Annotated in this window: 13 protein-coding genes and 1 pseudogene; 11 read left to right on the top strand and 3 right to left on the bottom strand. The window is 65.2% G+C overall.

What is annotated here, in order from left to right; translation table 11 throughout:
* The first annotated feature begins 117 nt into the window (after positions 1 to 117).
* Entirely contained in the window at positions 118 to 816 is a 699-nt protein-coding gene (locus QZ281_RS04200) for a YggS family pyridoxal phosphate-dependent enzyme (RefSeq protein ID WP_292225074.1), read from the top strand.
* An 81-nt stretch (positions 817 to 897) separates the two neighbouring features.
* The gene (locus QZ281_RS04195) at positions 898 to 1,584 is read left to right on the top strand and encodes a response regulator transcription factor (RefSeq protein ID WP_292225072.1); all 687 of its coding nucleotides are present in this window, start codon (positions 898 to 900) and stop codon (positions 1,582 to 1,584) included.
* A gap of 211 nt (positions 1,585 to 1,795) precedes the next feature.
* Here the strand turns inward: QZ281_RS04195 and QZ281_RS04190 are convergent, their stop codons facing one another.
* The gene (locus QZ281_RS04190) at positions 1,796 to 2,440 is read right to left on the bottom strand and encodes a hypothetical protein (RefSeq protein ID WP_292225070.1); all 645 of its coding nucleotides are present in this window, start codon (positions 2,438 to 2,440) and stop codon (positions 1,796 to 1,798) included.
* A 9-nt stretch (positions 2,441 to 2,449) separates the two neighbouring features.
* Here QZ281_RS04190 and QZ281_RS04185 point away from each other — a divergent pair, with 9 nt between their 5' ends.
* Positions 2,450 to 3,916 (top strand): PLP-dependent aminotransferase family protein, encoded by a 1,467-nt coding sequence (locus QZ281_RS04185; protein ID WP_292225067.1) that lies wholly within the window; start codon positions 2,450 to 2,452, stop codon positions 3,914 to 3,916.
* A 4-nt stretch (positions 3,917 to 3,920) separates the two neighbouring features.
* On the opposite strand, the gene QZ281_RS04180 is transcribed toward QZ281_RS04185, so the two are convergent.
* Together QZ281_RS04180 and QZ281_RS04175 are read right to left on the bottom strand one after the other, a co-directional pair.
* Positions 3,921 to 4,718, bottom strand: a complete 798-nt coding sequence (locus tag QZ281_RS04180; RefSeq protein WP_292225065.1) for an exodeoxyribonuclease III — start codon at positions 4,716 to 4,718, stop codon at positions 3,921 to 3,923.
* Between the two features lie 259 nt (positions 4,719 to 4,977).
* Positions 4,978 to 5,667 carry an outer-membrane lipoprotein carrier protein LolA gene (locus QZ281_RS04175; protein ID WP_292225063.1) on the bottom strand — a complete coding sequence of 230 codons (690 nt, stop codon included), beginning with the start codon at positions 5,665 to 5,667 and terminating at the stop codon, positions 4,978 to 4,980.
* A gap of 304 nt (positions 5,668 to 5,971) precedes the next feature.
* On the opposite strand from QZ281_RS04175, the gene QZ281_RS04170 reads away from it, so the two are divergent.
* The 8 genes and pseudogenes from QZ281_RS04170 to QZ281_RS04135 form a co-directional block, all read left to right on the top strand.
* Positions 5,972 to 8,179, top strand: a complete 2,208-nt coding sequence (locus QZ281_RS04170; protein WP_292225060.1) for an AGE family epimerase/isomerase — start codon at positions 5,972 to 5,974, stop codon at positions 8,177 to 8,179.
* A 12-nt stretch (positions 8,180 to 8,191) separates the two neighbouring features.
* Positions 8,192 to 9,178, top strand: coding sequence for a UDP-glucose 4-epimerase GalE (galE, locus tag QZ281_RS04165; protein ID WP_292225057.1), 987 nt, complete (start codon positions 8,192 to 8,194; stop codon positions 9,176 to 9,178).
* Positions 9,179 to 9,226: 48 nt separating this feature from the next.
* A complete protein-coding gene (gene trmB, locus QZ281_RS04160; protein ID WP_292225055.1) occupies positions 9,227 to 9,943 on the top strand; it encodes a tRNA (guanosine(46)-N7)-methyltransferase TrmB in 717 nt (238 codons plus the stop codon).
* A gap of 35 nt (positions 9,944 to 9,978) precedes the next feature.
* Positions 9,979 to 10,473 carry a DUF1993 domain-containing protein gene (locus QZ281_RS04155; protein ID WP_292225053.1) on the top strand — a complete coding sequence of 165 codons (495 nt, stop codon included), beginning with the start codon at positions 9,979 to 9,981 and terminating at the stop codon, positions 10,471 to 10,473.
* A 140-nt stretch (positions 10,474 to 10,613) separates the two neighbouring features.
* Entirely contained in the window at positions 10,614 to 11,213 is a 600-nt protein-coding gene (rimP, locus tag QZ281_RS04150) for a ribosome maturation factor RimP (protein WP_292225051.1), read from the top strand.
* A complete protein-coding gene (gene nusA / locus QZ281_RS04145; RefSeq protein WP_292225049.1) occupies positions 11,213 to 12,964 on the top strand; it encodes a transcription termination factor NusA in 1,752 nt (583 codons plus the stop codon). Before rimP ends, nusA begins: the two co-directional genes overlap by 1 nt.
* A gap of 18 nt (positions 12,965 to 12,982) precedes the next feature.
* Positions 12,983 to 13,642 (top strand): RNA-binding protein, encoded by a 660-nt coding sequence (locus QZ281_RS04140; protein ID WP_292225047.1) that lies wholly within the window; start codon positions 12,983 to 12,985, stop codon positions 13,640 to 13,642.
* Positions 13,643 to 13,748: 106 nt separating this feature from the next.
* Positions 13,749 to 13,943 (top strand): annotated as a pseudogene (locus tag QZ281_RS04135) (translation initiation factor IF-2 associated domain-containing protein); the annotation flags it as partial.
* Between the last annotated feature and the right edge of the window lie 234 nt (positions 13,944 to 14,177).

Genomic DNA, 14,177 nt, shown 5'->3' with positions numbered 1-14,177 from the left:
AGATGACAGGCCGCGTGCTGGTGGTCGCAGGATCTGACAGCGGCGGCGGCGCGGTTTAGAGCGGTCGCCGCATCCCAGAGCGCACGTGCGTCATCGCTGTAACCGGCCGGCAGGATCATGACCCCTTCTTCTCCCGCTTCATCCCCCGCGTCCATCGCTGAACGGGTCGCCGCTGTCCGCAGCCGAATTGATGCGGCCTGTCATGCCGCAGGACGCGACCCGGCGTCCGTCACCCTGACCGCCGTGTCGAAGACGCAGCAGCCCGAGGCTATCGACGCCATTCTGGCCACCGGCCAGCGGGTGTTCGGGGAAAACCGGGTGCAAGAGGCGCAAGGCCGCTGGACCGACCGGCTGCCGGCGCTTCAAGGGCTGGAGCTGCGCCTGATCGGACCGCTTCAGACCAACAAGGCTGAGGATGCGGTCGTCCTGTTTGATGTCATCGAGACGCTGGACCGTGAAAAACTGGCGCGGGCTCTGGCCGATGCAGCGGCGAAACAGGGCCGCGCGCCCCGCGTTCTGGTTCAGGTCAACACCGGCGCCGAGGCCCAGAAGGCAGGCGTCCTGCCGGATGCAGCGGACGCCCTGATCCACGCCGCGCGGCAGACCTATGGGCTGAATGTCGAGGGGCTGATGTGTATTCCGCCTGCGGACGAAGATCCCGCGCCGCACTTCGACCTGCTGAAATCCATCGCGTCGCACAATGGTCTGTCGGTTCTGTCGATGGGCATGAGCGGGGACTTTGAGGCGGCGATCGGCCGCGGCGCCACCCATGTGCGCGTCGGAACCGCATTATTCGGGGAACGAAATCGGCCTTAAACAGGCTCTAAGCGGTTACTTGAGTTGAATTCGCACCCCCAAGCCTTGGCGCGGGGCCAAAGCCTCGCCATTGTCTGACCCATGCCCACGCCCAAGACCATCCTGATCATCGACGACGACGACGACCTGCGCGAGGCCTTGGCCGAGCAGCTGAACCTGCACGAAGAGTTCCGCACGCTTCAGGCCGCGACCGCGACGGACGGTGTGCGGATGGGGCGCGAGGTTCGGGCCGACCTGATCCTGCTGGACGTCGATCTGCCCGACATGGACGGGCGCGAGGCCTGCCGCCTGCTGCGCAAGGACGGGGTCTCGACCCCGGTCATCATGCTGACGGCCCAGGCGGCGGACGCTGACGCCATTCTGGGGCTGGATGCGGGCGCCAATGACTATGTGACCAAGCCCTTCCGGTTCGCCGTGCTGCTGGCGCGCATCCGCGCCCATCTGCGCAGCCACGAACAGTCCGAGGACGCCGTCTTCACCATCGGCCCATACGAGTTCCGCCCCGCGTCCAAGATGCTGACGGACGCCAAGGGCAAGAAGGTGCGGTTGACCGAGAAGGAAACCAACATCCTGAAATACCTCTATCGCGCCGGGGCCAAGCCGGTGTCGCGCGAAGAGCTGCTGACGGAAGTCTGGGGCTATAACGCCGGGGTCACGACCCACACGCTGGAAACCCACATCTATCGTCTGCGCCAGAAGATCGAGCCGGAGCCGGGGCAAGCGCGTCTGCTGCTGACCGACGCAGGCGGATACCGTCTACAGCCGTAAGCGGGCTCGCGGCCCTCAGGGCTAATCGACATTCAGCCATGCGCCGTCATTCCGGGGCGGCCGTAGGACGAACCCGGAACCCAGGAGGCTCGCAACCCTGCGCCGAATACGTCCAACAACGGCGCTGCAGCCCTGGGTTCCGGGTTCTTCGCTTTGCTCAGCCCCGGAATGACGATCTAAGATTTCCAGCCGACGGAATGTCGAGCGGCCTCTAGCCCTTCTTCCTGATCGTGAACATCGGCAGGAAGACGTGGACCAGCGGGCCGATGGCGACGGCGTACAGGATGGTGCCGAGGCCAACCGATCCGCCCAGCAGCCAGCCGACGGCGACGACGGTGATCTCGATTGCGGTCCTGACCCATTTCACTGGCCAGCCGGTGCGGGCCACGATGCCGGTCATCAGTCCGTCGCGCGGGCCGGGGCCAAGGCCTGCGCCCACATATGCGCCGGTCGCCACACCGTTCAGGACAATCCCCCCGATCAGCAGGCCTGCGCGCAAGGGTAGGGCCAGGTCGGCGGGGATCCAGTCCAGACCGAAGTTGGCCACTGTGCCGATAACCAGAACATTGGCCACCGTGCCTATCCCCGGCTTCTGGCGCAGCGGCAGCCACAGCAGCAGCACCGCCAGACCGATCAGATTGACCACCATGCCGAAGCTGATCCCGGCACGACCGGCGAACCGCTCGAATATGCCCTGGGTCAGCACATCCCATGGGTCCAGCCCCAGACCGGCGCGGACGATCATGGCGATGGACAGGCCGTAGAGGCCAAGGCCGAGGAAAAGCTGGAGCAGGCGACGGGTCATTTCGCCGATTTGCGCCAAACTGGCTTCCAGAAAAAGGGCCAGTTGTGGCATTCTGGCCTGATGACGCCGCGTACCATCCGTTCCAGCACCCTGATCCGCCATCTGGGCGAATGGCGCAGGCCGGGGGCGGGGGCGGCCTATCGCCAGCTGGCCGGTGCGGTGCGGCTGCTGATCCTGGACGGGCGGCTGCCGCTGGACGCGCGCCTGCCCGGAGAGCGGGAGCTGGCGCAGACGCTGGGGCTCAGCCGTACGACCGTGTCAGCCGCCTATGGCGGACTGCGGGATGACGGGTTTCTGACCGGGGGGCAAGGGGCCGCCGCCCGCACCAGTTTGCCGCCCAGCCGCAACCCCGGCCTGACACGCCCGCCTGCGGATGCGCAGGGCGAGGGCGCCGATGTCATCGACCTGACGGCGGCGGTCCTGCCGGCTGATCCCAACATCCATGCGGCCTATGCGCGGGCGCTGGAGCGGCTGCCCGCCAATCTGCCGGGGCATGGCTATGAGACGGCGGGGCTGGAGGAACTGCGCGAGGCGGTGGCGGCAGGCTATCGACGGCGAGGCCTGCCGACCTCGGCGGGGCAGATCCTGATCACGCATGGGGCGCACAATGGACTGGTGCATCTGTTGCGGCTGACGGTGCGGCCCGGGGATGCGGTGGTGTTCGACCATCCCACCTATCCGCAGGCCATAGATGCGATTCTGGCGGCGGGCGCGCGGGCTATCCCGGTCGCCCTGCCGGATGAGGACGGCGAGGAGGGCTGGGACGTCGAGGGTCTGGCCTGCGCCTGCCGCAGCCATGCCGCGCCAATGGCCTATCTGGTGCTGGACCATAATAATCCGACCGGGCGGATGATGCGGGCGGCGGACCGCCTGCGCCTGCTGGCGGCGATGAAGGGATCAGAGAACCTGCTGGTGCTGGACGAGACGCTGGTGGAACTGACGCTCAGCGGTCCGCCGGCCCTGACGGCTTCTGCGGTGGATGCGCCGCGCATGGTGCGGCTGGGTTCGATGTCCAAGAGCGTCTGGGGTGGGTTGCGGATCGGCTGGATCCGGGCGGACCGGGCGGTGATCCAGCGTCTGGCTCAAAGCCGGGCCAGTTTCGATCTGGGCGTGCCGATCCTGGAGCAACTGGCCGCCGTCGAACTGCTGAACGACGGCGGTTCGGGGCTTGCGGTACGGCGGCCCCTGCTGCGGGCCAGACGGGATCACCTGCGCGCACGTCTGGCCGAGCGTCTGCCCGACTGGGTTTGCCCCCGTCCAGCGGGCGGCCTGTCGCTGTGGGCGCGCCTGCCTGCGCCGATCAGTTCTGCCTTGACCCAGCAGGCGGCGGAAGAGGGGCTGAGACTGGCCTCTGGCCCCCGCTTCGGCATCGACGGCGCCTTCGAACGTCGACTGCGCCTGCCCTACACCCTGCCGGAAGCGGAACTGGATCAGGTGGTCGAGCGTCTGGTCCGCGCAGCGGACAGGGTGGAGCGGTCGGGGCGCCGTCCTGCGCCCACGTCGCTGCGCCCTGTCGCCGTCTATTGAGGGCTTAGATGTCCAGGTCGACCGTGACCGGAGCGTGGTCGCTGGGACGGTCCCATTCGCGCACGTCGTCGTGGATGCGGGCGGTGTTCTTGACCACGGCGGGGGTCAGGCCGGGCGAGGTCCAGATGTGGTCCAGACGCAGGCCTCGGTTGGACTTGCGGAAGTCGGCGGCGCGGTAGCTCCACCAACTGGCCAGTTTCTGCGGCTCGGGGAAACGGTCGCGCAGCACATCAGCGAAACCGCCCGTGGCCTGAAGCCGGTTCAGGGTCTCGACCTCGATGGGGGTGTGGCTGACGATCTTGGACATGTAGCGGTGGTTGAACACATCGCCTTCGCCCGGGGCGATGTTGAAATCGCCGGCCATCACCAGCGGCCGCGACTTGTCCTGACGGGCCACGATGCCGGTCAGCTGTTCGTAGAAGTCCATCTTGTGATCGAACTTGGGGTTCAGCGCCCGGTCGGGGATGTCGCCGCCAGCGGGGATGTAGAAGTTCTGGATGTCGATCCCGGCGACGCTGGCCGAGACGCAGCGGGCGTGGCCCAGCTTGCAGACCTGGAAGGTCTCGCTGTCCTCGATCGGCAGGCGGCTGGCGATGGCCACGCCATGCCAGCCCTTCTGGCCCAGAACCCGCAGGTGCGGCAGGCCCATTTCCTCAAAGGCGGCGCGCGGAAACTGGTCTGTGGTGCATTTGATCTCCTGCAGCATCAGGACATCGGGCGCGCGCTCCTGAACGAAACGGGCGACCTGATCGATGCGCAGGCGGACGGAGTTGATGTTCCAGGTGGCGAGGCGAAGGGTCATGGGCCCGCTGTAGCAGGCCCCGCTCAAGTTTGGCGGCATAAAAAAGGCCCGGCCGCTACGGGCCGGGCTCTGAAAGTTTCGTCTCTCTCGCCGCCGGGAGGGGGATGACATCCGTGGCGGTAGGACGACCGCCGTCGTCCTGTGTTCTAGATGTCACGACAAAACGAAAAGGTCAAACTGTCATAATTACTGTTTGGGTGTGATTATCCGGTAACGGACTGATAACTGTGATCGGTGAAGTTTCCGATCGGGTTCGACATCAGTTCCGGCCAGGGCGGCGGGTCGGATCACGCAGTTGGAACAGGCTGGCAGCCAGGCCTGACGCGGGTTGCAGGGCCGTCAGCTGTGTCCGCGTGCGCGCGCCTTGCGGATCGGTGATGGTCCATTCGGTCAGGCGCAGCGGGGTTCCGGCAAAGCTCAGCACCACCTGACCGTCGTTCGGACGGGCGGAATCGCGCGCGGTGATCGAAAAACCGCCGCCCGCCATGCGCGTCACGTCGTCGATGCGGACGCCCTGATCCAGACGGACGTTGCGGGCCAGAAAGACCGACAGGGGGGTGCGGCCCAGCGGCACCTGCTGGAAATTCTCCAGCCGGGGGTCATAGCGTTTGACGTTATAGCCGTCCGACACGACCAGAAGCCCGGCGGGATTGGTGTACTCGAACCGCATCTTGCCCGGACGCTGCAGGTAGAAGCGGCCTTCGCGGCGGACATTGTTGGGCCCGGTCTCGACGAAAGCGCCTTGAGCCGAGGTCAGGCCCTGCAGATAGGTCTGGGCCTGCTGGACCACGGCGCGGTCTTCCGCCGACAGGGCGGCCTGAGCCTCTGCTGGCGTGCCGAAGACGCCAAGCGTGGCGAAGCCCGCCACCAGCCCTGCGCCCAGCAGCATGTGGCGCCGGGCAAGCGAGGTCGGGGCGGCGATGGCCGTAGGGGCGGCGCGGTGGTTCATGTCTTCAGTCTCCCGTTCGGGACGGTTGTCGAGGCCGCCACCCTCATCCGTTGGTCGGGCGTCAGCATGACGCGAGCCTGACCATATTCCGGCGCTCCGATGAAGTCCCGTTCATCGAAAACCGGAACGCGCAGGGGCGTGAAAGGATGACTAAAGGCCTGTTGCCGCCGTCCTTTGAGCGGCGATAATGAGCGTTAAATGAGAGGCGCGCTTGCGCGGCTTTCTTGTAACAATGATCGATTGAAATAACGAAGTGTCATCGTTTCAAGGTTTTATGAGCGTGGCCGGTGTGTAATCTGGGGCTATGGGGATCTATCCGGTAATCATGTGCGGTGGGGCGGGGACGCGGTTGTGGCCAGCGTCGCGACCATCCAGGCCGAAACAGTTTATTCCGCTGTCCGGCAATCGCTCTCTGTTTCAGGAGACGGCGCTACGTGTCGCGCCGCTGTCGAGCGACGGGGGGCGGTTGATTGTCGTTGGCGGCGTTGCGCATCGGGACGCGATCCTCAGTCAATTGGCGGAACTGCGGATTGAGGCGCAGGTTCTGTTAGAGCCAGAAGCGCGGGATTCCGCCGCCGCAATGGCTGCTGCAGCGGCCTGGACCGCGCGTATAGATGCTGCAGGCATCAATGTCTTTGTCGCCTCAGATCATCATATTCCTGACCATCAGGCGTTTCGCGACGCCGTGCTGAAGGCGGCGGATGCGGCCAGAGCAGGCCAGATCGTTACTCTGGGCGTCAGGCCGGATACACCATCATCCGCCTATGGCTATATTGCGCCGCAAGGGCAGGGGCTGTCCGCCGTAAAGGCTTTTATCGAGAAGCCAGACGCTCATACCGCTGAACGCTATATTGCTGACGGCTATCTGTGGAACAGCGGCAACTTCATCGTTTCGGCCGCAACACTGTTGAATGAGCTCAGGCATGAAGCGCCTGCCGTCGCCGCAGCAGTCTTGGCTGCCTTGCCGCCTGTTGAGGCCGGTGATCTGGCTACACTTTCCCCCGCTTTTTCCGCCGCGCCCAAAATCTCCATCGACTATGCCGTCATGGAGAAGACCCGGCATGCCTCGGTGCTGGCTGTGGATTTCGCCTGGTCTGACTTAGGGGCGTGGGATGCGGTGTCGGCGACGGGCGAAGGCGATCTCGGCGCCTTTATTTTTGAAGATGCTGAAAATTGCATGGCGAGAGCGCCCGAAGGGGTGATGGTTGCGGCCATCGGCGTGCGTAACCTGGCCATCATCGTCGAACATGACGCCGTCCTGGTCTGTGACATGAACCGAAGTCAGGACGTCAAAAAGGTGGTCGAACGTCTGAAGACCGCCTCGCCTCAACATCTGGATTTTGCGGCGACTAAGTCGGAGAATTTGGCGGATGGGGGGCGACGCTTCGCAGATTGGCTCCGTATGCGAGCCTTGCCGCTGTGGGGGACGGCAGGTCAGGCGCAGGACGGCGGTTTTGCTGAACTGCTGTCGCAGGACGGTCGTCATGTAACCGCGCAGCGGCGTGCGCGGGTCCAGGCGCGGCAGATCCACGTCTATGCAGAGGCGGGACGCAATGGCTGGCGCGGGCCCTGGTTGACGATGGTGCAGCGGGCCCTTGAACGGCTTGAAACCGACTATCTGCGCGACGATGGCCTGATGCGGACCTTGTTGGACGAAGACGGGCGGCCTCTGGATGAAACGGCCATGGTCTATGATCAGGCTTTCCTGATGCTGGCCCGCGCGTCGGCCTTAGGGGCGGGCGTGGAGGGAGACCATGAGAAGGCGGCCTTGGCGGTTCGACAAGCCCTGCTGAACCAGGCGCCGGAGAGGGGCGGGCTAATCGAAAAGGGCGACCATCCCTATCAGTCGAACGCCCACATGCATCTTCTCGAGGCCTGTCTGGCATGGGAATCTGCAGGCGAAGACGAAGGTTGGGCGCAGCTGGCCGATCGTGTCGTGGCCTTGACGTTGGAAAAATTCATCGACGCCGAGGGCGGTTTCCTGCGTGAATTTTTCGATGCGGATTGGACGCCAGCAGCGGGTGAAGACGGTCGAGTGGTCGAGCCTGGACATCAGTTTGAATGGGCCTGGCTGTTGGCGCGATATGGAAGAGCGCGCGGCGACGAGACGGCCTTGGCCGCCGCGCGTCGGCTTTACGCTTTTGGGCGACGTGGCGTCGCCGTGCAGAGGCAGGTGGCAGTTGACACTCTGAATGACGACGGCTCCATCAGAAATACGCGGGCGCGCCTGTGGCCTCAGACCGAATGGATGAAGGCGTCTCTGATCCTGGCGGAGCTTAGCGATGACGGAGAACGGACGGCGTTTCTGGATGACGCCGCCGCCGCTCAACGCGCCTTGTGGGGCTACCTGACCCCGGATGGCCTGTGGCGCGACAAGTTGCTGGAAAACGGCGCCTTTATCGACGAGCCGGCGCCAGCGAGTTCATTTTATCATATACTCAGCGCCTATCTGCAGCTTCAGGCGACCGCCAAGGCCGTAGGATTGAAAATCGATTATCTTCGACTGAGCTGATGAAGGCGCATCATGTCCCGAACGGTCCTGGTTGCTGGCGGCGCAGGCTATGTCGGATCGCACGTCTGTCTGGCCCTGCATGAGGCGGGGTTCACGCCGCTCGTCTATGACAACCTGACGAACGGCCATGCGGCTTTCGTGCAGTGGGGCGTTCTGGAGCAGGGGGACATCCGCGATGGTGCCCGTCTGGGCGAGGTGATCGCCAAGCACAGGCCGGTCGCCGTCCTGCATTTCGCCGCCCTGATCGAGGTCGGGGAGTCGGTGAAGGAGCCGGGCCGGTTCTATGAGAACAATGTCGCGGGCGCGATCACCCTGATCGAGGCCGCACGGCGCGGCGGGATCGGCTGCATGGTCTTTTCCTCGACCTGCGCCACCTATGGCGATCCGGTCCGTCTGCCGATGGATGAGACGCATCCCCAGGGGCCGCTGAACCCCTATGGCCGGTCCAAGCTGATGGTTGAGCAGGCGCTGGCCGACTATTCGACCTATGCCGGTTTCCGTTCGGTCTGCCTGCGCTATTTCAATGCGGCGGGCGCGGATGAACAGGGGCGGATCGGCGAGCGGCATCACCCCGAAACTCATGCCATTCCGTTGGCGCTGCAGACGGCGCTGGGCCAGCGGTCAGGTTTCAAACTGTTCGGCGATGACTATGACACCCGCGACGGCACGGCGGTGCGCGACTACATCCACGTGATGGACTTGGCCGACGCCCATGTGCGGGCGCTGAAATACCTGCTGGAGGGCGGCGAGACGTCCGTCTTCAATCTGGGCACCGGGACCGGCACCACGGTCAAAGAACTGATCGACACCATCCGCCGCACCACCAACCTGCCGTTCGAGGTGGAGACTGTGGCGCGTCGGGCAGGGGACGCCCCGGTGCTGGTCGCCGACAACGCCAAGGCGCGCGCGGTGCTGGGCTGGCGGCCGACGCGCGATCTGACGGACATCATCCAGTCGGCCTGGCGCTGGCATTCCGCTGAGCGCGAGCGGATCGGTTGAGGCGTCCTGCGCTGGACGCCTCGCCTCGCGACCGCTAACGGCAGGCGCATGAGCGCCGATCTGCCCCCCGAAGACGAAAACCCGCACCTGGACCGCCCGCTGCGGTCGTTCGGCCGCATCAAGGCCCGCCCGATCAAGCCGCGTCAGGCGGCCCTGATGGACACCCTGCTGCCCGCCATCGCCGTACCGGACCCAAAGGCCGGACCGCTGGACCCCAAGGCGATGATGCCCGAGGCGACCGAGGTCTGGCTGGAGATCGGTTTCGGCGGCGGGGAGCATATGGCGGCCCAGGCGGCGACGCGGCCTGACGCCCTGGTCATCGGCTGCGAACCCTTCCTGAACGGCGTGGCCTCGGCCCTGCGCCACGTCGAGGAAGGCGATCTGAAGAATGTCCGCATCCACGCCGATGATGCGCGCGACGTGGTGGACGCCCTGCCGGACGCCTCAGTGGATCGGGTGCTGATCCTGTTCCCCGATCCCTGGCACAAGGCGCGTCACAACAAGCGCCGCCTGTTGCAGGACGAGACGGCCCAGGCCTTCGCCCGCATCCTGAAGAAGGGCGGGACCCTGCGCTTCGTCACCGACTGGCTGGACTATGCCGAATGGTCGCTGGAGCGGCTGGAGCGGACGCCGGGGCTGGAACGGATCGGCCCAGCAGATCAGGACTGGTTCGTCCCGCCCGCGGATCACGTCGTCACCCGCTATGAGGAAAAGAAGCTGGGCGACACCACGCCGGTCTTCCTTGAATTCCGGCGCGTCGATTAGCAGCTAAGGCGCCGTTCCAACCGGACCTGACCTCCATGGCTTTTTCGATCTACGACGCCTCCGCGCCCGTCTTTGTGCGCGCGTTGAACAACCTGTCGGCTCTGCTCGACAAGGCGATTGCGCAAGGGTTCGATGGGGCCGCCTTGATGGAGGCGCGGCTGGCGCCGGACATGAACCCGTTCCCGGCCCAGGTGCGGACGGCGGCCTTTTCGGCGCGGGCCTGCGTCGCGCGTCTGGTCGGCCAGGATTGGCCCAAGACGGATGACACTGAGGCGTCGTTTGCGGAGCTGAAGGCCACCATCGCCCTGTCCATCGCCTATATCGAAAGCGTGCCGCGCGACGCCTTCGATGAGGGGGAGGGGCGCGAGGTGGTGCTGAAATTCCCCGGCGGCCAGCAGGAATTCCGAGGCGCCGACTATCTGACCGGTTTCGCCCTGCCGAACTTCTTTTTCCACGTCACCACGACCTACGCCCTGCTGCGGGCAGCGGGCGTTGAGATCGGCAAACGCGACTATCTGGGCCCGCGCTGACGGCCCGTTTGACCGCAGGGGGCTGACAACCCCTTTCGGTTAGCCTATATGGCCCCTCACATCGTTAGACCGGCGTCCAACGGCGTCGTTCCAAGCGGCGGCCCGGACGGACCGCCGCTTTTGTTTTGGATATTCGACGCTTGCGCGCAAAAACCGCCCAGGACCGCCAACTGCTTGAGCTGATCGACCCCATCGCGGAGTCGCTCGGCCTTGATGTCGTGCGCATCCGCCTGATGTCCGGCTCCAAGCGCCAGCGCCTGCAGATCATGGCCGAGCGCCCGACGGACCACGACATTTCCGTCGAACAATGCGCCAAGCTGAGCCGCGCCGTGTCCGAGGTGTTCGACGCCTCTGATCCCATCGCCGGCGAATATCTGCTGGAAGTGTCTTCGCCCGGCATCGACCGCCCGCTGACCCGTCCCCTCGACTTTGAACTGTTCGAAGGCGAAGAAGCGCGTCTGGAGACCGACCGCATGATCGAGGGCCGCAAGCGGTTCAAGGGCGTGTTGGCCGGGTTTGAAGACGACAACGTCCTGATCGACCTGGACGGCGAGGAAGACACCGCCCTGATCCCGTTCGACTGGATCAGCGACGCCAAACTGGTTCTGACCGACGCCCTGATGAAACGGGGCGCCGCCATTCGCGCCGCGCGTGGCGAACCTGAAGACGACGGCCTGCCGGAAGGCGAGCCCCTCGACACCGAAACCGACACCACGACCCCTTCTGAGGACAACGCCTGATGGCCGTCACCGGTATTTCCGCCAACCGCCTCGAACTGCTGCAGATCGCCGAGGCCGTGGCCCGCGAGAAGAACATCGACCGCGAAATCGTCATCGAAGCGATTGAAGAAGCGATCCAGAAGGGCGCCAAGTCGCGTTACGGCGCGCACCACGACATCCGCGCCAAGATTGACCACAAGACCGGCGAACTGTCGCTGACCCGCCACGTCACCATCGTCGCCGACGACTGGATGCCGGAAGACGAGCTGGAAGAGTTCAACGACAGCGCCATGGTGCGCCTGACGGACGCCTCCAAGCGCGACCCGGAAGCCGAAGTCGGCAAGGAATATATCGAACACCTGCCGCCGTTCGAGTTCGGCCGCGTCCAGACCCAGATGGCCCGCCAGGTCGTGACCGGTAAGGTCCGCGAGGCGGAACGCGCCAACCAGTACGAAGAGTTCAAGGACCGCGTCGGCGAAATCGTCAACGGCACCGTCAAGCGCGTCGAATACGGCAACACCATCGTCGACCTGGGCCGGGGCGAGGGCGTCATGCGCCGCGACCAGTCCATCCCGCGCGAAGTGTTCAACATCGGCGACCGCATCCGCACCTACATCTATGACGTCCGTCCTGAGGCCAAGGGCCCGCAGGTCATGCTGTCCCGCGCCCATCCGGGCTTCATGGCCAAGCTGTTCGCGCAGGAAGTGCCGGAAGTTTACGACGGCGTGATCGAGATCCGCGCCGCCGCCCGTGACAGCGGCTCGCGCGCCAAGATGGCCGTCCTGTCCAACGACAGCTCCATCGACCCCGTCGGCGCCTGCGTCGGCATGCGCGGCTCGCGCGTTCAGGCGGTCGTCGCCGAACTGCAGGGCGAGAAGATCGACATCATCCAGTGGAACCCGGACGAGCCGACCTTCATCGTCAACGCCCTGGCCCCGGCTGAAGTCTCCAAGGTCGTGATGGACGAAGAAGCCGGCCGCGTGGAAGTGGTCGTGCCGGACGAGCAACTGTCGCTGGCCATCGGCCGTCGCGGCCAGAACGTCCGCCTGGCGTCGCAGCTGACCGGCTGGCAGATCGATATCATCACCGAGGCTCAGGATTCTGAGCGCCGTCAGCGCGAGTTCAGCGAGCGCACCAGCCTGTTCCAGGAAGCCCTGGACGTGGACGAGGTCATCGCCCAGCTGCTGGTCACCGAAGGCTTCGCCACGGTGGAAGACCTGGCCTATGTCGACGCTTACGAAGTCGCCGAGATCGAAGGATTCGACGAGGAAACCGCCGAGGAGCTGCAGGCTCGCGCCCGCGACTTCCTGGATCGCAAGACCGCCGAGCAGGACGCCAAGCGCGTTGAGCTGGGCGTCGAGGACGGCGTGCTTCAGGTGCCAGGCGTGACCCTGGCCATCGCCGTGGCCCTGGGCGAAGGCGGCGTGAAGACGGTCGAGGATCTGGCTGATCTGGCCACCGACGAAATCCGCGGCGGCTATGAAGTGAAGAACGGCGAACGGGTGAAGGTCCCGGGCGTGCTGGAAAGCTTCAACCTGGCTCAGGAAGACGCTGAACTGCTGATCCTGCAGGCGCGTGTCGCCGCTGGCTGGATCGACGCTTCGGAACTGCCGCAGCCTGAGCCGGAAGAGTTCGAGGAAGAAGGCGAATACGCCGAGGGCGAATACGACCCGGACCAGGTGTTCGGCGAGGCTTCGGCTGAAGATGCAGACAACGCAGCCGACGACGCGGAGGTCCTCGAAGAGGACGCCTCCGAACCGTCGAACGCGTGATGGGAGACCTGGCCACACATGAGCTTGCGCGACGCAACGATCGATAGAGAACGCCGGGACCTCGTTTCACACGAGGTCATGGATGAATCTCGTCTGATCCGTTTCGTCGCCGGGCCTGATGGCCAGGTGCTTCCCGATCTGGGCAGGAAACTGCCCGGACGCGGCCTGTGGGTCGAAGCCAGCCGCGCCTCCGTCGAGGCGGCGGTCAAGAAAAACGGCTTCACCCGCTCCGCCAAAACCAAACTGACCGCTGCGGCCGATCTGGTCGATGTCGTCGAACGGCTGCTGGTGAAGCGCTGTCTCGACCAGCTGGGTCTTGCCCGGCGCGAAGGCGTTCTTATATCGGGCTTTGAAAAGTCCGCCGCGAGCATCCGCTCCGGCAAGGCCGCCTGGGTGCTGGAAGCCGCCGACGGCTCTGCCGACGGGCGTGGCAAAATCCTCGCATTGGCCCGCCATCAGACCTCCAAGATCTGCGGCGCATTCACGGCGGACGATTTGAGTTTGGCCCTTGGGCTGGAAAATGCGATACACGCCGTCCTGCTTGCGGGCGGAAGGGCCGATCGGTGGACCATTGAGGTCGAACGACTGGCCGGATTTCGGCCGCTTCGCCCCCCTCACTGGGATGTTCCCGGTGGCGAGGACGGATCGGCGGGAGCAACCCCGATAGGGGCGAGCTGAGGATTTTGACGGCCGAGGGCCTGTCTCCAAGGGCGGAGACGGGCTCACGGTCGTTCATGGGTATTGAGACGACGGCGGGCTTTTCCGCCCCTAGTAAAGCGACCGGATGAGCGACGAAAACGACAAGACCAACCAGGGCCCAGGCGCCGGACAAGGCAATCAGGGCGGCACGCCGTCCCAGTCGGGGCCGCGCGCTCCGCTGAGCCTTAAGCCGCGCGTCGCGGGATCGGTTTCGACCGGGACCGTGAAGCAGAGCTTCAGTCATGGCCGATCCAAGACGGTGGTGGTCGAAACCAAGCGCCGTCCCGGCGCTGGCGGACCCCAACGCCCGCAGGGCTTCGATGTCGCACGTCCGCAACAGTCGCAGTCGCGTCCGCAGGGACAGCGTTCGCCGCAACCCGCTGGCGGCGCACTGTCGCCCGAGGAGCAGGAAGCCCGCCGCCAAGAGAGCGCGGCCGAGCAGCAGCCAGATGCCCCCACGCAGAAGCTGCAGCTGGAGCAGATACTACTCTTTGAGTATAAGTACTAGTTTCTT

It is taken from the genome of Brevundimonas sp. (genome assembly GCF_018608325.1).
Taxonomy (GTDB): Bacteria; Pseudomonadota; Alphaproteobacteria; order Caulobacterales; family Caulobacteraceae; genus Brevundimonas.
This window is presented reverse-complemented; position numbering and strand designations above follow the sequence as displayed.

Excerpts from the sequence above, each read along its gene's own strand:
- trmB (WP_292225055.1), top strand. The coding sequence starts at position 9,227 with ATGAGCGCCGATCTGCCCCCCGAAGACGAAAACCCGCACCTGGACCGC.
- QZ281_RS04175 (WP_292225063.1), bottom strand. The coding sequence starts at position 5,667 with ATGAACCACCGCGCCGCCCCTACGGCCATCGCCGCCCCGACCTCGCTT.
- QZ281_RS04170 (WP_292225060.1), top strand. The coding sequence starts at position 5,972 with ATGGGGATCTATCCGGTAATCATGTGCGGTGGGGCGGGGACGCGGTTG.
- QZ281_RS04195 (WP_292225072.1), top strand. The coding sequence starts at position 898 with ATGCCCACGCCCAAGACCATCCTGATCATCGACGACGACGACGACCTG.
- QZ281_RS04185 (WP_292225067.1), top strand. The coding sequence starts at position 2,450 with ATGACGCCGCGTACCATCCGTTCCAGCACCCTGATCCGCCATCTGGGC.
- QZ281_RS04155 (WP_292225053.1), top strand. The coding sequence starts at position 9,979 with ATGGCTTTTTCGATCTACGACGCCTCCGCGCCCGTCTTTGTGCGCGCG.
- QZ281_RS04140 (WP_292225047.1), top strand. The coding sequence starts at position 12,983 with ATGAGCTTGCGCGACGCAACGATCGATAGAGAACGCCGGGACCTCGTT.
- galE (WP_292225057.1), top strand. The coding sequence starts at position 8,192 with ATGTCCCGAACGGTCCTGGTTGCTGGCGGCGCAGGCTATGTCGGATCG.
- QZ281_RS04190 (WP_292225070.1), bottom strand. The coding sequence starts at position 2,440 with ATGCCACAACTGGCCCTTTTTCTGGAAGCCAGTTTGGCGCAAATCGGC.
- QZ281_RS04180 (WP_292225065.1), bottom strand. The coding sequence starts at position 4,718 with ATGACCCTTCGCCTCGCCACCTGGAACATCAACTCCGTCCGCCTGCGC.
- QZ281_RS04200 (WP_292225074.1), top strand. The coding sequence starts at position 118 with ATGACCCCTTCTTCTCCCGCTTCATCCCCCGCGTCCATCGCTGAACGG.
- nusA (WP_292225049.1), top strand. The coding sequence starts at position 11,213 with ATGGCCGTCACCGGTATTTCCGCCAACCGCCTCGAACTGCTGCAGATC.